General features: G+C 64.3%; 18 protein-coding genes. 13 read left to right on the top strand and 5 right to left on the bottom strand.

What is annotated here, in order from left to right; all coding sequences use genetic code 11:
- Positions 1–16 precede the first annotated feature (16 nt).
- Positions 17–445 (top strand): DUF1801 domain-containing protein, encoded by a 429-nt coding sequence (locus ABID59_RS01540; protein ID WP_354032298.1) that lies wholly within the window; start codon positions 17–19, stop codon positions 443–445.
- A 10-nt stretch (positions 446–455) separates the two neighbouring features.
- Here ABID59_RS01540 and ABID59_RS01535 read toward each other — a convergent pair whose 3' ends face one another.
- The 3 genes from ABID59_RS01535 to ABID59_RS01525 form a co-directional block, all read right to left on the bottom strand.
- Positions 456–2,087, bottom strand: a complete 1,632-nt coding sequence (locus tag ABID59_RS01535; RefSeq protein ID WP_354082227.1) for a peptidoglycan L,D-endopeptidase MepK — start codon at positions 2,085–2,087, stop codon at positions 456–458.
- Between the two features lie 264 nt (positions 2,088–2,351).
- Positions 2,352–4,658 (bottom strand): L,D-transpeptidase scaffold domain-containing protein, encoded by a 2,307-nt coding sequence (locus ABID59_RS01530; protein WP_354082226.1) that lies wholly within the window; start codon positions 4,656–4,658, stop codon positions 2,352–2,354.
- Between the two features lie 347 nt (positions 4,659–5,005).
- Entirely contained in the window at positions 5,006–6,502 is a 1,497-nt protein-coding gene (locus ABID59_RS01525; RefSeq protein ID WP_354082225.1) for a sigma-54-dependent transcriptional regulator, read from the bottom strand.
- Between the two features lie 127 nt (positions 6,503–6,629).
- On the opposite strand from ABID59_RS01525, the gene ABID59_RS01520 reads away from it, so the two are divergent.
- The 11 genes from ABID59_RS01520 to ABID59_RS01470 all read left to right on the top strand — a co-directional run bounded on the left by ABID59_RS01520 (position 6,630) and on the right by ABID59_RS01470 (position 15,975).
- Positions 6,630–8,552, top strand: coding sequence for a M3 family oligoendopeptidase (locus ABID59_RS01520; RefSeq protein WP_354082224.1), 1,923 nt, complete (start codon positions 6,630–6,632; stop codon positions 8,550–8,552).
- 123 nt (positions 8,553–8,675) lie between these two features.
- Entirely contained in the window at positions 8,676–8,900 is a 225-nt protein-coding gene (locus ABID59_RS01515) for an AbrB/MazE/SpoVT family DNA-binding domain-containing protein (protein WP_354082223.1), read from the top strand.
- A complete protein-coding gene (locus ABID59_RS01510; protein WP_354082222.1) occupies positions 8,900–9,295 on the top strand; it encodes a type II toxin-antitoxin system death-on-curing family toxin in 396 nt (131 codons plus the stop codon). The genes ABID59_RS01515 and ABID59_RS01510 overlap by 1 nt, the downstream gene beginning before the upstream one ends.
- A 97-nt stretch (positions 9,296–9,392) precedes the next feature.
- Positions 9,393–9,545: an aa3-type cytochrome c oxidase subunit IV gene (locus ABID59_RS01505; RefSeq protein WP_008136857.1), complete on the top strand. Its 153-nt coding sequence runs from the start codon at positions 9,393–9,395 to the stop codon at positions 9,543–9,545.
- A gap of 137 nt (positions 9,546–9,682) precedes the next feature.
- Entirely contained in the window at positions 9,683–10,813 is a 1,131-nt protein-coding gene (locus ABID59_RS01500; protein ID WP_354082221.1) for a Re/Si-specific NAD(P)(+) transhydrogenase subunit alpha, read from the top strand.
- 21 nt (positions 10,814–10,834) lie between these two features.
- On the top strand, positions 10,835–11,152 hold the full coding sequence (locus tag ABID59_RS01495; protein ID WP_063981116.1) for a proton-translocating transhydrogenase family protein: 318 nt from the start codon (positions 10,835–10,837) through the stop codon (positions 11,150–11,152).
- A 39-nt stretch (positions 11,153–11,191) separates the two neighbouring features.
- Positions 11,192–12,592 (top strand): NAD(P)(+) transhydrogenase (Re/Si-specific) subunit beta, encoded by a 1,401-nt coding sequence (locus ABID59_RS01490; RefSeq protein WP_354082220.1) that lies wholly within the window; start codon positions 11,192–11,194, stop codon positions 12,590–12,592.
- Positions 12,593–12,612: 20 nt separating this feature from the next.
- A complete protein-coding gene (locus ABID59_RS01485; RefSeq protein ID WP_354082219.1) occupies positions 12,613–13,413 on the top strand; it encodes an alpha/beta hydrolase in 801 nt (266 codons plus the stop codon).
- 63 nt (positions 13,414–13,476) lie between these two features.
- A complete protein-coding gene (locus ABID59_RS01480) occupies positions 13,477–14,574 on the top strand; it encodes a calcium:cation antiporter (RefSeq protein WP_148753976.1) in 1,098 nt (365 codons plus the stop codon).
- Between the two features lie 23 nt (positions 14,575–14,597).
- Positions 14,598–14,903: a cupin domain-containing protein gene (locus ABID59_RS01475; RefSeq protein WP_354082218.1), complete on the top strand. Its 306-nt coding sequence runs from the start codon at positions 14,598–14,600 to the stop codon at positions 14,901–14,903.
- Between the two features lie 82 nt (positions 14,904–14,985).
- Positions 14,986–15,975 (top strand): hypothetical protein, encoded by a 990-nt coding sequence (locus ABID59_RS01470; RefSeq protein ID WP_354082217.1) that lies wholly within the window; start codon positions 14,986–14,988, stop codon positions 15,973–15,975.
- A 13-nt stretch (positions 15,976–15,988) separates the two neighbouring features.
- Here ABID59_RS01470 and ABID59_RS01465 read toward each other — a convergent pair whose 3' ends face one another.
- Both ABID59_RS01465 and rpsU read right to left on the bottom strand, forming a co-directional pair.
- On the bottom strand, positions 15,989–16,639 hold the full coding sequence (locus ABID59_RS01465; RefSeq protein ID WP_148753973.1) for a tetratricopeptide repeat protein: 651 nt from the start codon (positions 16,637–16,639) through the stop codon (positions 15,989–15,991).
- Positions 16,640–16,764: 125 nt separating this feature from the next.
- A complete protein-coding gene (rpsU, locus tag ABID59_RS01460) occupies positions 16,765–17,067 on the bottom strand; it encodes a 30S ribosomal protein S21 (RefSeq protein ID WP_071909764.1) in 303 nt (100 codons plus the stop codon).
- Between the two features lie 262 nt (positions 17,068–17,329).
- Here rpsU and aqpZ point away from each other — a divergent pair, with 262 nt between their 5' ends.
- On the top strand, positions 17,330–18,052 hold the full coding sequence (gene aqpZ, locus ABID59_RS01455) for an aquaporin Z (RefSeq protein ID WP_148753972.1): 723 nt from the start codon (positions 17,330–17,332) through the stop codon (positions 18,050–18,052).
- Positions 18,053–18,086 lie beyond the last annotated feature (34 nt).

The following is an 18,086-nucleotide window of genomic DNA, read 5'->3' as shown; positions in this document are numbered from 1 at the left end:
CATCCGGGAGGAATCCGTGAGCGAACCGCCGTTGCCGCGCGAGGTGAGCCGAGTCTTCGAGGCTTTTCCGCCGCCGATCCGCCGGCGCCTTCTCGACGTGCGCAAGCTCATCTTGGCGACGGCCAAGGCGCATGCCGAAGTCGGCCGGCTCACCGAAACGCTGAAATGGGGCGAGCCTGCCTATCTCACGGAGCAGACCGGCAGCGGCTCCACGATCCGGCTTGGCCGCCTCAAGGACTCCGACCACGCCGCGATTCTGTTCAACTGCAAGACGACGCTGGTCGATACGTTTCGCGAGCGTTTTCCCGATCAGTTCGAATACCGGCAGACCCGGGCGCTGTTGCTGCCATTGTCCGGCAAGCTGCCGAAGCAGGAACTATCAGCCTGCCTGTCGCTGGCGCTGACCTATCATCTGGATCGGCGAGGAAAAAAGAAGGCGCGCTAGGCTGTCAGTCTCAGCGCAACGCGGCGGTGCGGACGACGAAGGACGTCGTCTCGAGCTTGGCGGTGGCGCTGCCCGAGAAACTGTCGCTGGACAGGCCCTGCATGGGATCGTCGCTGAAACCCATCGCGATCACGGCCTGCGGCTTCACGAAATAACCGCGCAACGCAACCGTATCGAGCTCGCCCATCAGCGTCACCGACATCGCGCGGCTGGCGCTTGGCGACAGCATCACGATCTTGAGCCAGATGCTCTCGCCCTTGGCGGCGGAGAGCCGGGTCGCGGTGGCGATCATGCCGCCGGTGCTCTTGCCGACGACCGTGTTGATCTCGGTGGCCGGCGCGGCGTTGCGGGCCGCGGACACCGGGCGCACGCCGCGCGGGATCGGCGCAGAGGCGGCGACGACGTTGGCGCGGTCGACCGGGGAGGCGGAAGCCGGCGCATAGGCCAGTGCCTGATAGGCGGCGTTGGAGACGCTCGCGGTCGGCTGCGGATCGGTGGCGGCGGCAAGCGCCTGGCGCGCCCTCAGGGCTGCGACTTGGGCGGGCGTCGCCTGCTGCGGCGTGGCGGGTGCATCCCAGAAGCCGCGGGCATTGATGATGTCGGCCGGAGTCTCGGGCTTTCCGTCAGAAGATTTGCCGGCAGCCGGCTTGTCAGCGACGGGCGCGGGCTTCGGCTTGGGCGGCGCAACGAGCTGCGCATCGGCCGAAGCGAGCTGGATCGTGGCGGCGACTGACGGCTTGGCGCGGGGCGTCGGGACCGGATCGGCCGGCTTGGCGGCGGCTGCGACCACGGTGGGTGCCGCGGGCTTCTCGGCCACGGCAGGTGCGCCCTCGTCATCCTCGTCGCTGCTGGTCGCGGGAGCTGATTTGCCCTTGAACAAGGCGGCGAGGAAGCTCGGCTTGCCGACGGTCGCGGTGTCATCGCCGCGCCGTTCGATGTCGGCCTTGGCGAGCTCATATCCCTTCAGCGGCGTGCCGTCGGTCGGAACGTGGACGGTGCGGCCGTCGGGGAAGACGCGGGCGAGCTGGTCATGCGTCATGCGCGGCCAGTGCCGGATGCTGCCGGTGTCGAGATGCACGAAGGGCGAGCCGGAGGTCGGGTAGAAGCCGACGCCGCCGCGCTGGAGGCGCAGGCCGGCAAAGCGGATCTGCTCCAGCGGCACGCCCGGAATGTAGAAGTCCATCGCATGGCCCAGCATGTGCTGGCTGAAGCGCGCCACGCCCGAGGAGCGCCGGCGGAGCATGGCGTTGGTGGCGGGGGAGCGATAGGAGGAGATGATCTGGATCGGCTGCTTGCCGTCGACGTCGCGATAGACTTCCCAGAGGATATCGAAGAGGTGACGGTCCATGACCGTCTCGTCCTGGGTGCGCCAGTCGCGCAGGAAATGGTTGAGCGTCTTCAGCGCGGCTTCGTCATAGCGGCCATCGCGCTTGAAGGTGACGGTGAGATCTTCGCCGGAGTGGGTGTGGTGGAAGGAGAGCGTCTTGGTCTCGTTCAGCGCGGCGGCGTTATGGACCGAACCGGCAGCCGCAAGCAGCACCAGCGAGGCGAGGCCGATCCGAGATCCGACCTTCACTCCCGCATGGGACAACGACACCGCAGCGAATTGGCGTGCGAAACCAGCCAGCACGTATGAGCCCACCCAGTCGACGAGCGTTCAAAATGGACTCTCCCGCCAACCCCGTTAGCGCGCGAAAGAGGATGAACGCTTTGTTAAAGCGAGAAGGTTAATTCGAGGTTGACCTTCCCGTCCCCAAAACCAAGTCAGACTGCGATCCTAACCGGCTCAGTGTGGCGAAAAAACGCCCGCTGCCCGAACCCGGGTGGCGAATGGTTAACGTTAAACGACCCCATCCATGGGACGGGGTCGTTGATCTCATTGAAGAATTTTATGTGCTGAGGCAGCTCAGCGGGTGAACACCCGCTGTTGCTGGGGCCGGCGGCCGACCGGAGCCGGCGGCGGGGTCGGGGCCCCGAACAGCCGCTCGAAGAAGTTCGGACCGGACGAGCCGAACCCGCCGCCATTATTGGCCACCGCCACGCCGGCCGGCAGCGTCGTCGCCGGGCGCGAATAGCTTGGCTGCGAGTGCGCCACGACGTTTTCGAGGTCCTTGCCGCGGCCGTTCTTCAGGATGTTGATCATGGTCGCGTCGCGGCCATAGACGTCCTTGCGGAATTGCAGCTTGCCGCCGTCATCCACGAAGGCGGTCTGGTAGGTGATGTTGACCGGGATCGGGGTCGGGAATTTCAGGTCCACCTCACCCGAGCCGTACATGCTGCGCACGCGCTCCGGCGTGTACTTCTCGCCCGGCATGGTGATGTTGAGCAGCACGGAGGCGTACTGATCCGGATTCTGCACGCGCATGCAGCCATGGCTGAAGGCGCGATCTTCCCTGGCGAACAGGTTCTTGTCCGGCGTGTCGTGCTGATAGACCAGGAACTTGTTCGGGAAGTTGAAGCGGATGCGGCCGAGCGCGTTGGCTTCACCGGGCGGCTGCGAAATGTGCACCGAGCCGTCACGGTTCTGCTCGAGCTTCAGGCCCATGCGCTGTAGCACGGTCGGGTCCTGCTGCAGCGCCGGCAGATATTCGCCATAGACGATCGACGGCGGGACGTTCCAGGTCGGGTTGACCGTGATGTACTTCATCGTCTCGGTCAGCAGCGGCGTCGCGTGCTGGCCCGGCTTGCCGGTGACGACGCGGGTGGTCCAGAGCTGCTGGCCGCGCTGCATCACCTTCAGCGTGTAGTCGGGAATGTTGAGGATGACATAGGCATCGCCCAGCGAGGGCGCGCCGAGGTCGCGCGGCAGCCAGCGCCAGCGCTCCATGTTCACCAGCACGGTGTCGATCTGCTTGTCGCGCTTCGGGCTGTTCATCGCCTTCACGGTCGGCGCATCGAGCACGCCGGTGGCCTTGATCTCGGCGCCGTCCTGGAACTTTCGCACGGCTTCGGCGACCGTGGCGTCGTAGTGATCGTCGTTGGCGTTCTCGCTGATACCGAGCTTGGCGCGCAGCTGCGGCACGCGCGGATCCTGCACCACGGCTTCCGCCTGCTTCTTGCCCTTGGCGGGCGTGTACTTCAGCGCCGGGCCGTCGGTGATCTCGATCACCGGGCCGTCGCCCTGGCCACGCAGCTGCGCGAGCTTCGCCTTCAGCTCCTTGTAGAGCTTTTGCGGCGGGTTGTAGCTGTCGAGCGCGGCGGAGGCGTCGGCTGCCGTCGAAACCCTGGTCAGCACTTCGTTCGGATCGACCGGATGCTCGGGATAGAGGATGTCGGCGCTGACCTGGGACCAGTGCATGCGGCCGCTCTGCGCCTGGCGCGCATAGTCGAACATGCTGGCGGTGAGCTTCAGCTCGGCATCGGCGAGCGCATCCGGCGTCGTGGCGGCGGCGAAATCCGGCACCGGATAATCGGCCGGATTGAGACCGTCGGAGGCTGCATCCTTCAGCCGTGCGATCACGCCCTTGGCCGCAGCAGTGAGGTTGCCGGCTTGGGTCCAGACCGGCGCGAAGTCACGGGCGCCGTAGAACTTCTCGACGGCGGCGCGCTCGTTCTTGCGGTCGAGATAGCGCGAAGTCTTGGCGCCCAAGGCGTCCTTGAGCTTGTCGGCGACCGGCTGGTCGGCAGCGGGAACGTTGCTTGCGGCCTTCACGGGCTCGGCGGCCGGGGTCGTTGCTGCCGCCGCAGGTGCAGCGGGGGTGGCCGCCGGTGCTGCTGCGGTATCAGGCTTGGCAGATTCAGGTTTGGCAGATTCAGCTTTGGCAGGTTCAGATTTGGCCGGCTCGGATTGGGCGGCTTCAGATTTGGCGGGCTCGGCCTTCGCGGATTCGGTCTTTACGGATTCGGTCTTGGCCGTCTCGGTCTTCGGCGCGTCGGCTGCCGGAGTGGTAGCGACGTCGGACGGCTTGGTCTCGACCTTGTCGGGGGCCGGAGCGGCTTCGGCCTTCGCGGGCTCCTTCGCAGTTTCCTTGGTGGCTCCCTTCGGCGCGTCCTGGACGGTGGCGGTGGCGTCGAGCTTGATGTCGGATGCGGTCGGGGGCGGGACGTTTGCAGGCTCGGGGCGCGGGATCGCGGCTTCGATCGCGAGCTCGGCGGCGCTGCTGCGCGCCTGATCCTGTGCCAGCGCCGAGCCGGCCGACACCGTGAAGAAGGTCGCCGCGACCGTCATCAAGACACGGTCGAAGCCTGCACGGTGGTTCAAACAGTCACGCATTGTGTCGCACCCCTTGGGTGAACTGCCCCTCGTGGAACAGCTTTCGTTATCGCCTGATTGAGTTTCGGCTGAATCGCGCCGGCCTCTCGAAAGTCGCACGCCTGCACGCAACGATTCCTACGCAGACGATATACGGGCCCCGTTTTTGCGGCCAGCGCTACCCGGGACAACTCACGACAAACTGACGTCAAGGAAGCCTGTTTGCAACGGATTGTGCGGCTTCATCGCGTGCTTTTCCCGGTCTCTGTCACTTCCAAGTCACGGTTTGGCTTGTTGCCGAATTTTGCCGTAATTCAACGGGTTGCGGGCGCAATGTCTGGCCGCGCGAACCTCCGTTCGCATGAGGTTCAGTGCGTCTCCTCGCCGCTTTTTCCGCCATGGCCGGGAACCCCGGCTTCGTCGAGTTTGCGATAGAGCGTGGACCTGCCGATTTTGAGACGACGCGCCACCTCGGACATCTGTCCGCGGTAGTGCGAGATCGCGAAGCGGATGATCTCGTTCTCCATGTCCTCCAATGGTCGGACATCGCCGGTGGGGGTCAACATCGAGAGAGACCCTGCCAGCGGCAGCGGCGCGATCGGTATTTCATTACCCGAGACCAGCGAGGGCGCTGCGGTCGGCTCGATCATCAGCGGCGCGGTCGGAATTTCCGTTGCGGTGGGCGGATGCGAGGCTAGCAACGGGAAATCGTCGAGACCGAGCTGGTCGCTCTCGCTCATCACCACCGCGCGGTAGACCGCATTTTCGAGCTGGCGGATGTTGCCAGGCCAGTCGAGCTGGGCGAGATGCGCCATGGCCTCGCCGCTAACGCCGGAGATGGGGCGGTTCTCCTCGGCGGCAAAGCGCGCCAGGAAATGCCGCAGCAGATGCGGGATGTCCTCGCGCCGGGCCCTGAGTGAAGGGATCGTCAGCGGCAGCACATGCAGGCGGTAGAACAAATCCTCCCGGAAATGTCCCTGCTTCACCCGGTCCAGAAGCTTGCGATTGGTCGCGGAGATGATGCGGACGTCGACCTTCACGGGCTTGCGGCCGCCGACCGCCTCGACTGCGCCTTCCTGCAGTGCGCGGAGCAATTTGACCTGTGCGGTCAGCGGCAGCTCGCTGACCTCGTCCAGGAACAGCGTGCCGCCATGGGCCTCGAGGAATTTGCCGGTATGCCGCTCGGTCGCGCCGGTGAACGCGCCCTTCTCGTGGCCGAACAGGATGGACTCGACGAGGTTGTCGGGGATCGCGCCGCAATTGACTGCGACGAACGGCTTTGCCTTGCGCTCGCCGCTGCCGTGAATGGCGCGTGCGAACATCTCCTTGCCGACGCCGGACTCGCCTTCGATCAGCACCGGGATCGAGGAGTTCGCCGCCTTCTGGGCCGCGCGCATCACGCTCGCCATCGCTTCGGCGCGCGTGATGATGTCGGAGAAGGTCAGCCGGCCCTCACGGCTGTGACGGATGCGTTGCAATTCGCCCTTGAGTGCGGAGGCGTTGAGCGCGTTGCGCAACGAGACCTGAAGCCGCTCAAGGCCGACGGGCTTGACCACGAAATCGGCAGCGCCGGCGCGCATCGCCGAGATCACGTTGTCGATGCCGCCATGGGCGGTCTGCACGACGACAGGGACGCTGAGGCCCGCCTCGCGGATTTTCGCCAGCACGCCCATGCCATCGAGGCCGGGCATGACGAGATCGAGGATCACGGCGTCGATAACAGGTGCATCGGGCGCGGTGAGGGCTGCGATCGCGGCGTCGCCGGACTCGACGACGATCGTCTCATAGCCGCACTTCTGCACCATGTTCTCGACCAGACGGCGGGCCACGGCGTCGTCGTCGGCGATCAAAATACTGGCAGCCATGGTGCTCCCCGCACGCTACTACTATCTGTCTCGAATCGGGTCACTCTGGCCGAAGCCGATTAACGCACTCTTAAACCTTGATGCCCTCGCCCGCCGCAGCGTTTGTTGAACACAGGTTTCCCACACAATGACTTCGCGCTCCAAGACCGCCCTTAACAAGACCGCCCTTAAAAAGACTGCTCTTCGCAAACCAGCCACCAAGCAATCCGCTGCCAAGAAATCTGCCGTCAAGGCAAAGCCCTCCAAATCTTCGCCCGCAAAGTCTGCGGGCAAGACCGGCAAGCTTCCGGAGTGGAACCTTGCCGATCTCTATTCCGGGATCGATGCGCCGGAAGTGGCGCGCGATCTCGAAACGATGGATGCCGATTGCGTCGCCTTCGAGACGGACTACAAAGGCAAGCTCGCAACAGGCACAGCAAACGAAGATGGCGGAAAATGGCTCGCGGAAGCCGTGCGACGCTATGAGGCGATCGACGATCTCGCCGGCCGTCTCGGCTCCTATGCCGGCCTCGTCCACGCCGGCGACAGCGTGGACCCTGCGATTTCAAAGTTTTACGGCGACGTTTCCGAGCGGCTGACGGCGGCATCGACGCATCTTCTGTTCTTCGCGCTCGAGCTCAACCGCGTCGATGACGATATTTTGAACCGCGCGATGCAAGCCGCCGAGCTCGCGCACTACCGTCCGTGGATCGAGGATCTGCGCAAGGAGAAGCCGTATCAGCTCGACGACAAGCTCGAGCAGCTCTTCCTCGAGAAGGCGCAAACCGGCTATTCGGCCTTCAACCGGCTGTTCGACCAGACCATCTCCAGCCTGCGCTTCAAGGTCGGGCCCAAGGAGCTCGCGATCGAGCCGACGCTGAACCTCCTGCAGGACCGCGACGGTGCCAAGCGCAAGGCGGCGGCGGAAGCGCTTGCGAAAACCTTCAAGGCCAATGAGCGCACATTCGCGCTGATCACCAACACGCTCACCAAGGACAAGGACATCTCCGACCGCTGGCGCGGCTTCAAGGATGTCGCGGACTCCCGCCACTTGAACAACCGCGTCGAGCGCGAGGTGGTGGATGCGCTGGTCGCCTCGGTCCGCGCGGCCTATCCAAAACTGTCGCATCGCTACTACGCGCTGAAGGCGAAGTGGTTCGGCAAGAAGCGACTGGCTTATTGGGACCGCAACGCACCGCTGCCGTTCGCCGCGACCGATACCATCGGCTGGCCTGATGCGCGCAACATGGTGCTGTCGGCCTATCGCGGCTTCTCGCCAAAAATGGCCGATATCGCCGAGCGCTTCTTCACCGACCGCTGGATCGACGCGCCGGTGCGCCCGGGCAAGGCGCCGGGCGCCTTCTCGCATCCGACCACGCCGTCGGCACACCCTTACGTGCTGATGAACTACCAGGGCAAGCCGCGCGACGTGATGACGCTCGCCCACGAGCTCGGCCACGGCGTGCACCAGGTGCTGGCGGCGAAGAACGGCGCGCTGATGGCGCCGACGCCGCTGACGCTGGCCGAGACCGCCAGCGTGTTCGGCGAGATGCTGACCTTCCGTCGGCTGCTGGCGCAGACCAAGAGCGCAAAGCAGCGCAAGGCGCTGCTCGCCGGCAAGGTCGAGGACATGATCAATACCGTGGTGCGGCAAATCGCGTTCTATTCGTTCGAGCGCGCGGTCCACACCGAGCGCAAGAACGGCGAGCTCACCGCGACGCGGCTCGGCGAGCTCTGGCTGTCGGTGCAGGGCGAGAGCCTGGGGCCGGCGATCGAGATCAAGGCGGGCTACGAGAACTACTGGATGTACATCCCGCACTTCATCCACTCGCCGTTCTATGTCTATGCCTATGCCTTCGGCGATTGCCTCGTGAACTCGCTCTATGCCGTTTACGAGAACGCGGCCGAGGGTTTTGCCGAGCGTTATCTCGACATGCTCGCCGCGGGCGGCACCAGGCACTATTCCGAGCTGCTGCGCCCGTTCGGTCTCGACGCCAAGGACCCGAAATTCTGGGACGGCGGGCTTTCGGTCATCGCCGGGATGATCGACGAGCTGGAGGCAATGGGCTGAGGCGGCGGAACGCCGTTTTTTGCGGATGAATCGGTGTAAAACATCTGTTGAACTGCCATCTGATCTGCGTTATACATATGTACAACACAGATCATTGGATGACAGTTAAGCGGGTGGAAGGCCATGAAGATTGAGATCAAGAAGATTGGCAATTCGGATGGTGTGCTGCTGCCGCGCGAGTTGATGCAGCGGCTCGATCTCAAGCGCGGACAGCAATTGCACATCGTGGAATTGCCGGGCGGCGGCTTTCAGGCGCTGCCATACGATCCTGACTTCGAGCGGACGATGGAAATCGCCGACGAGATCATGGACAAGTACCGCGACACGCTTGCCGCGCTCGCGAAGTAATGAGCGAACCCCAAGAGCCGCTCTGGGTCACCTACGAGCAGGCTGTCGCAATTCACAGCCGGCAACTGCGCCGATTTGGCGGTGCGCCGGGATTGCGCGATGAAGGCATGTTGCGCTCGGCGCTGGAGCGGCCCATCAACAAATGGCGCTATGAGCAGGCCGCGCTCGATGAACTCGCTGCAGCCTACGCATTCGGGCTCGCGAAGAACTACGCATTCGTCGATCGAAACAAGCGTATCGCCTTCACGGCGATGATGATCTTCCTTCACAAGAATGGGGTGGCCTTCGGTCCCGATCCAGCGCAAGCGACGACCATCATCCTCTCCCTCGCCGCCGGCGAGGTCAGCGAGCAGAGTCTCACGCGGTGGATCCGCGACAATCTGGATTCCAAATGACCTGATTTGCGGGAAAACCGCTCTTCCGTGCCGTTGCCCTGCCCGATTGTTTGCGCTATTGCCAGCCTTGAATTCGACTTTCGACTGGGGACGATCCATGGCTGACCATAGCGAAGTGGCCTACACCACGGCCGACGGCAACGACTACGTTGCCCACGAGCAGACCTATGAGGGCTTCATCAAGCTGGTGAAGTACGGCACGGCCTCGGTCGCGCTCATCGTCATCCTGATGGCGATCTTCCTGACCTGATCCACGGCCTGCCGCACCGCCAGCGTTGCCGGTGCCCATAATATTTGCATCCAAGCCGGTCCCAAAACCGGTATCCAACGTTGCGGGAGTAACGCTAAGTTTGCGCGCGCGCTTTTTCGCGCGTCGCCGGAGGGCCTATGAAGATCGCCGTTGCCAAGGAAATCGATCCGTCGGAGCCACGTGTTGCCGCTTCGCCTGATACGGTGAAGAAGTTTAAGGCGCTGGGCGCCGAGATCGCCGTCGAGCCGGGCGCCGGCCTCAAATCGGGCCTGCCGGATTCCGAGTTCACCGCCGTGGGCGCCACGGTCAGCGCCGATGCGCTTGTTGACGCCGACATCATCATCAAGGTGAAGCGCCCCGAGGCGTCCGAGCTTTCGCAATACAAGCGCGGCGCGCTCGTCATCGCCATCATGGACCCCTATGGCAACGAGGCCGCGCTGAAGACGATCGCCGATGCCGGCGTGTCCGCTTTTGCGATGGAATTGATGCCGCGCATCACCCGCGCGCAGGTGATGGACGTGCTGTCCTCGCAGGCCAACCTCGCCGGCTACCGCGCCGTGATCGAGGGCGCCGAGGCCTTCGGCCGCGCCTTCCCGATGATGATGACCGCCGCCGGCACCGTGCCTGCTGCCAAGGTGTTCGTGATGGGCGTCGGCGTCGCCGGTCTCCAGGCGATCGCGACCGCGCGCCGTCTCGGCGCCATCGTCACGGCCACCGACGTGCGGCCCGCGACCAAGGAGCAGGTCGAATCGCTGGGCGCAAAATTCCTCGCCGTCGAGGACGAGGAGTTCAAGAACGCGCAGACCGCCGGCGGTTACGCCAAGGAGATGTCCAAGGAATATCAGGCCAAGCAGGCCGCGCTCACCGCCGAGCACATCAAGAAGCAGGACATCGTCATCACCACCGCGCTGATTCCGGGCCGGCCCGCGCCGAAGCTCGTCTCGGGCGAGATGGTCAAGTCGATGAAGCCGGGTTCGGTGCTGGTCGATCTCGCCGTCGAGCGCGGCGGCAATGTCGAGGGTGCCAAGGCCGGTGAGGTCGTCGACCTCGATGGCATCAAGATCGTCGGCTACACCAACGTTGCCGGCCGCGTGGCGGCGTCCGCTTCCAGTCTCTATGCGCGAAATTTGTTCAATTTCATCGAAACCATGGTCGACAAGGGTAGCAAGGCCCTGGCCGTGAACTGGGACGACGAATTGGTCAAAGCCACCGCGCTGACCAGGGACGGCGCCGTAATCCACCCGAACTTCCAGCCCAAATCATCTTAATCGGGTTTAAGGAGAGCCGCCATGGAGCATGTTGCACAGGTCGTCGACCCCTTCGTCTTCCGGCTGTCGATTTTCGTCCTCGCCGTCTTCGTCGGCTATTTCGTGGTGTGGTCGGTGACACCGGCGCTGCACACGCCGCTGATGAGCGTGACCAATGCGATCTCCTCGGTGATCGTGGTCGGCGCGCTGCTTGCCGGCGGCGTCGCCAACGTATCGAGCGGTTCGGGCTGGGCGCGCGCCTTCGGCTTCGTCGCGCTGATCTTTGCCTGCATCAACATCTTCGGCGGCTTCCTTGTCACCCAGCGCATGCTGGCGATGTACAAGAAGAAGTCGAAGTAAGCGGCCACCTCGGGCTGATGGGATCAATGGGGACCTGAGATGAGCGCTAACCTCTCTGCATTTTTGTATCTCGTGGCGGGAGTGCTGTTCATCCTGTCGCTGCGCGGGCTGTCGAGCCCCGCTTCGTCGCGCCAGGGCAATCTGTTCGGCATGATCGGCATGGCGATCGCGGTCGCCACCACGCTGGCCAACCATCCGCCCGCGGACGGTCTCGCCTGGGTACTCGTCATCGTCGGCATCGCCATCGGTGGTGCGATCGGCGCGGTGATCGCGCGTCGTGTGCCGATGACGTCGATGCCGGAACTGGTCGCAGCCTTCCACTCGCTGGTCGGCATGGCGGCGGTGCTGGTCGCCGCCGGCGCATTCTACGCGCCCGAGGCCTTCGACATCGGCACGCCCGGCAACATCCATGCGCAGAGCCTGGTCGAAATGTCGCTCGGCGTCGCCATCGGTGCGCTGACCTTCACCGGCTCGGTGATCGCGTTCCTGAAGCTGTCCGCGCGTATGAGCGGCGCCCCGATCATCCTGCCGTTCCGCCACATCATCAACATCGCGCTCGCCGCGGCGCTAGTGTTCTTCATCGTCGGTCTGGTCTTAACCGGCGGCGCGTTCGACTTCTGGATGATCGTCATCCTGGCGCTGGCGCTCGGCGTGCTCATGATCATCCCGATTGGCGGCGCCGACATGCCGGTCGTGATCTCGATGCTGAACTCCTACTCGGGCTGGGCCGCGGCCGGCATCGGCTTCACGCTGGGCAACTCCGCGCTGATCATCACCGGCGCGCTTGTGGGTTCCTCCGGCGCGATCCTGTCCTACATCATGTGCCACGCGATGAACCGCTCCTTCATCTCGGTCATCCTTGGTGGTTTTGGCGGCGAGACGGCAGCCGCTGGTGGCGGTGGCTCGGGCGAGCAGAAGCCCGCCAAGCTCGGCTCGGCGGATGACGCGGCCTTCATCATGAAGAACGCGCAGAAGGTCATCATCGTGCCCGGCTATGGCATGGCGGTGGCGCAGGCCCAGCATGCGCTGCGGGAAATGGGCGACATCCTGAAGAAGGAAGGCGTCGAGGTGAAGTACGCCATTCATCCCGTCGCGGGTCGCATGCCCGGCCACATGAACGTGCTGCTGGCCGAGGCCAACGTGCCCTATGACGAGGTGTTCGAGCTCGAGGACATCAACTCCGAATTCGCGCAGGCCGATATCGCCTTCGTGATCGGCGCCAACGACGTCACCAACCCGGCGGCCGAAGAGGACAAGACCTCGCCGATCTACGGCATGCCCGTGCTCCAGGTCTGGAAGGCCGGCACGGTGATGTTCATCAAGCGGTCACTGGCGTCGGGTTATGCCGGTATCGACAATCCGCTGTTCTACCGCGACAACACCATGATGCTGCTCGGCGACGCCAAGAAGGTTACCGAGAACATCGTCAAGGCGATGTAAGCCGGAGAGCCGGCGCAGCGATGACAGTCCTGAAATGGATCGCCATCGTCGTTGCCGCCGGCTATCTCGCAGGTCTCGTCCTGCTCTACGTGAAGCAGCGCGACATGCTGTTTCCGATCCCGACGACCGAGCGCAAGGCGCCGGCCGCTGCGGGGCTTCCGGAGGCTGAGGAGCACGTCCTTACCACATCCGACGGCGAGAAGGTCATCGTCTGGCACGCGCCGGCCAGGTCTGGCCGTCGCGTGGTGCTGTTCTTTCCCGGCAACGGCGATTTCCTCGCCGGACGCGTCAGCCGCTTCAAGGGCATCATTGCCGACGGCACCGGTCTCGTCGCGCTGTCCTATCGCGGTTATGCCGGCTCGACCGGCGCGCCGAGCGAGCAGGGCCTGCTGCGGGACGCCGCTGCCGCCTATGCCTTTGCGACAGAGCGCTATGACGCAGCGCGGATCGTGGCGTGGGGGTTCTCGCTCGGGACCGGCGTTGCGGTCGCAATCGCATCCGAGCATCCAGTCGGCAAATTGATCCTGGAGGCGCCCTACACCTCGACGGTCGACATCGCCGCGCCGCTGTTTCGCTTCATCCCGGTTCGTCTCCTGATGCGCGATCAGTTTCACTCCGATGAGCGCATCGCACGCGTCGCGGTGCCGCTTCTGATCATGCATGGCACCAGCGATCAGGTGATTCCCATCAGATTCGGAGAGCAATTGTTTGCGCTCGCCCGCGGCCCCAAGCAGCTGGTGCGGTTTCCCGGCGGGGGACACGAAAATCTCGATGATTTCGGGGCGTTGGAAACGGCGCGGCAATTCGTCAACGGCGGTTGAGGGCTGACGCGCGCGATCTTCTCGCGCATACTCTGCCCCCAATTGCTTGAAGGAATTGTTGGCATGAGCGCACACGGACCGATGCCGCGGTCGTCCTGGATCTTCCCCGCCCTCGCGGTGCTGCTATTCCTGATCGTCACCGCCACCGGCTACGGCTTCACCCTGACGGCCGGCGGCGGCCTGTTCGCGATCGTCCTGCTGGTGATCCTGTTCGGCACCGTGTTCGCGGCCGTGCATCATTCCGAGGTGATCGCCGAGCGGATCGGCGAGCCGTTCGGCACGCTGCTGCTCACGCTCGCGGTCACCATCATCGAGGTCGCGCTGATCACCACCATCATGCTGGGCGACAAGCCGGCGCCGGAGCTTGCGCGCGACACCGTCTTCGCGGTGGTGATGATCGTCTGCAACGGCCTCGTCGGCCTCTGCGTCTTCATCGGCGGACTTCGCTACCGCGAGCAGGGCTTTCAGGTCTCCGGCGCCAACGTCTATCTCAGTGGGCTGATTGCACTGGCGACCATCACACTGATCATGCCCAATTACACGCTCACGACGCCCGGCCCGGTCTATTCGGCGCTTCAGCTCGGCTTTGTCGATGTCGTCACGATCGTGCTGTATGGCGTGTTTCTCTATACCCAGACCGTCCTGCACAAGGACTACTTCGTTCACGAGCGGGTGGACGGCGAGAGCGGGACCGCCCATCTGTCGGGCAAGATGCTGGCCCTCAGCATCGCGCTGCTGCTGATCTCGCTGCTGGCCGTCGTTCTCCTCGCCAAGAAGTTTTCGCTGGTGGTGGACGCCGTCGCCGACAGGATCGGCGCGCCGCCGGCGTTTGCGGGCCTTCTGGTCGCGCTTCTGATCTTGATGCCGGAGGGCGTCTCCGCGATCGCCGCGGCCCGCAAGAACGACCTCCAGAAGAGCATTAACCTGGCGCTCGGTTCCTCGCTGGCGACCATCGGCCTGACCATCCCGGCGGTCGGGATCGCCACCTACGCACTCGACCAGCAACTCGTGCTGGGCTTGAACCCCGCGAACACGGCGCTGCTGTTCCTGACATTCCTGTTGAGCATGCTGACCTTCGGCACCGGCAGGACCAATGTCCTGTTCGGGCTGGTCCATATGGTGGTATTTGCCGTCTACGTGTTCATGGTTTTCGTACCCTGACCCGATTCCCCAGGAGGGTTCCGATGCTTGCCGACAAGTCCGAGGCCAAGTCCGAGGTTCAGGTCGACAATGACGAGGTCCGGGTGACCGAATGGCGGCTTGCCCCGGGCAGCGCGACCGGGCATCACACCCACGGAATGGACTACGTGATCGTTCCCGTCGTGGCCGGCGAAATGACCATCGTGGCGCCCGATGGGGAGCGCTCCAAGGCGCAGCTTGCGGCCGGAAAATCCTATTTCCGCAAGGCCGGCGTCCAGCACGACGTGCTTAACGAAACCGCAACCGAGATCGTGTTCCTTGAGATTGAGCTGAAGCCAAGGTACGCGTAACCTTTGCCATCGATCCGTCGCAGTTGATCCCTTACAATGCCCCAAAGTTCCCGCATCAGATCGCGCGGGGAGTGGCCGAGAAATGTTGAAATACCTCGCTAAAATTTCGATGGATATTTTCCCCTCGGTGCTCGCGACGATCATCGGGGCCTACATCGTCAATCATTACATCAACGCCAGGCCGGCGGCGGATACGCCAGCCTCGGTGATGGCGCCTGCCGATGCCGGCAAGAGCGGCAAACCCGCCGATGTGGCCAACCTCCCGGCCCCCGGCGTCAAGGCCAAGGGCGTCTCCGAGAAGAGCATTTCCGACAAGAGCGCGTCGGACAAGCCGGCGGCCGAGAAGCCTGCCGAGACCAAACCTGCCGAGTCCAAACCTGCCGAGTCCAAGGCTGCGGACGTGGCGCCCGGCGAGACCGCTTCGCACAGCCGTACCGCGGCCCATGAGAAGGCAGTGGCCAAGTCCACCCCGGCTGCGCCGACCGCCGCGCCGGTGGTCGAGGCCAATTCGGCGCCGGCTGCGGCTTCCCCGGCAGCGACTCCCGATGCCAACGATCTGGCACGGGCCGCCATCGAGCGCCTGCGCAAGTCGCCTGAGGGCAAGGCTGCTGAGAAGGCGGCAGAGGCCAAATCTTCCGAAATCAAGCCCGTCGAGGCCAGGTCTTCTGAAACCAGGTCTTCTGAAACCAAGGCGACCGAGAGGACGCCAGAGCCTGCCGTCCAGGAAGCCTCCCGCACGCCGGAAGCGCCCCGCGTTGTGACTGCGGTGCCGTCGATGGTGCGCCCGTTGCCGCCGCCGATCAATGTGTCGACGCCGTCACCTGAGGCCTATGGCAATGGCGGCGCGTCGCAGGCGAATCCCTCTTACACGGCCTCAGTCGGCAATGACGACCCGAATCGGCTGACGCCGCCGGCCGATATTCCGGTCCCGATGATCGCGCCGCCGCTCGATCTGCGCGCCGATGCCGGCGCGACCACGCCACGGCCGAAGACCAATGTCGCCGACGAAATGCTCTCGGGCATGAAGTCGATGTTCCACGCCGTTCTGCCGAAGAGCGCCACGCCCGATTAGCTCCAAGAGACCGTCAGCCGCCGACGCGGGCCAAGCCGCTGCGAGCGGCGTCATCGCGTGGGCGCAGGCTGACTGCCTTGTTGTAGGACGCCGCCGCCTTGGTCTTGTCGCCCAGCCGCTCATAGGCCTGCCCCCGAATCGTCCAGACCTGGGCGTTGTGCGGATCGGCCTCGGAGGCCTCGTCGAGATCGGCCGCCGCCTCCTTGACCTTGCCGATGGCAAGATAGCTGACTGCGCGGCCGAGCAGCGGTTCGGCTTTCTGTGGATTCAGTCCACTTGCGGCACCGAAATCGGCGATCGCGAAGTCGTGCTCATTGTTGCTCTGATAGAGCAGGGCGCGGCCATAAAGGGCCTGGGCATTGTAGGGATCGAGTGCGACCGCGCGATTGAACTCGTCGAGCGCTGCCTGCGTCTCGCCCGACTTGGCCAGTGCCTGGGCTTTTGTCGTGTGGGTCTGGGCTTCGGTGACGTTGGCGGCGCTGACTGCGCTATCCGGGGTGGCCGCCGCCGTGGGCGCTTCCTGTGGCTTGTCCTTCTCGGGCATCAGCGAGCCCAGGTCGAAGGAGCAGCCGCATAATGCGATCCCCACCAAGGTCAGCGCAAGCGGCTGGCGCCAGATCCGGCGCAACCGCGCCAAGCCGGGCTCGGGGAAAGGGGAGGCCATCTACGGTTCGCTCGCGCTGGTGCCGCATCTGTAGTGCCCCATCCCAGAAAGGCACTGCTCACAAAATAATAACGCGGGCCGGGGGCCCGCGTCATTGAAAACTCAGTCCTGCAACTTCGGCAAGATCAGCGCGGTCCGCGCGGACCTGCACCTGCACCCGGGCCGCTGCGGCCGCCACGATCGCCGCCGGGGCCGGCGCCGAACACCGGCTTCGGCTTCATCGGCAACAGGCCTTCACGCTGCAGCTTCTTGCGGGCCAGCTTGCGCGCACGGCGCACGGCTTCGGCCTTTTCGCGAGCCTTCTTCTCGGAGGGCTTCTCGTAGTGACCGCGGAGCTTCATCTCGCGGAAAATACCCTCGCGCTGCATCTTCTTCTTCAGCGCCTTGAGGGCTTGGTCGACATTGTTATCGCGAACGAGAACCTGCACGCGGCATCCTCTTCAGTGGATCGGATTTGAATTCTGGTAGGCCATGGGGGACGGCAAAAAGCGCAAGCCCTTAACCTTGAGCGCGCGGATGTATCAGACAAAACCCACGATGTCCACCGGCCAAGCGGGATTTCGGGCCAAGTTCAGCCACTAAATGCGGCGAAAATGCTCTCTCGCGGCCCCGATTTGGGAGATTCGGCGCCAGGACGGGGGCCGCGACGGACATAGTTCCGGAATCTTTGGAAATCAGGGGAGACGCTACATGGATATGAAGAAATACGCTGCCGAGGCCATCGGCACGTTCTGGCTCACATTCGCAGGCTGCGGCAGCGCGGTCATCGCGGCCGGCTTTCCGCAAGTCGGCATCGGCCTGGTCGGCGTGTCCCTGGCCTTCGGCTTGAGCGTCGTCACCATGGCCTATGCGATCGGCCATATCTCGGGCTGCCATCTCAATCCGGCCGTCACGGTCGGCCTTGCCGCCGGAGGACGCTTTCCGCCAGGCCAGATCCTGCCTTACGTGATCGCGCAGGTCTGCGGAGCGATTGTCGCCGCCGAACTGCTCTATGTGATCGCCAGCGGCGCGCCCGGATTCGACGTCGCCAAGGGCTTCGCCTCCAACGGCTATGGCGCGCATTCGCCCGGCCAGTACAGCATGGTCGTCTGCTTCGTCACCGAGGTGGTGATGACCATGATGTTCCTGTTCGTCATCATGGGCTCGACTCACGGCCGCGCGCCCGCTGGCTTTGCGCCGCTCGCGATCGGACTTGCGCTGGTGATGATCCATCTCGTCAGCATCCCCGTCACCAACACGTCGGTGAATCCGGCGCGCAGCACCGGCCCCGCGCTGTTCGTCGGCGGCTGGGCGCTTTCGCAGCTCTGGCTGTTCTGGGTCGCACCGTTGATCGGTGGCGCGCTCGGCGGGGTGATCTATCGCTGGCTCAGCGAGGAGCCCTCAGGCACCGTCGCGGGCGTGAAGACGGCCTAACCAAAAAACGGGATCGCAGCTTTGCTGCGGTCCC

The organism is Bradyrhizobium sp. S3.3.6, from assembly GCF_040546905.1.
Lineage (GTDB): Bacteria > Pseudomonadota > Alphaproteobacteria > Rhizobiales > Xanthobacteraceae > Bradyrhizobium > Bradyrhizobium cytisi.
This window is presented reverse-complemented; position numbering and strand designations above follow the sequence as displayed.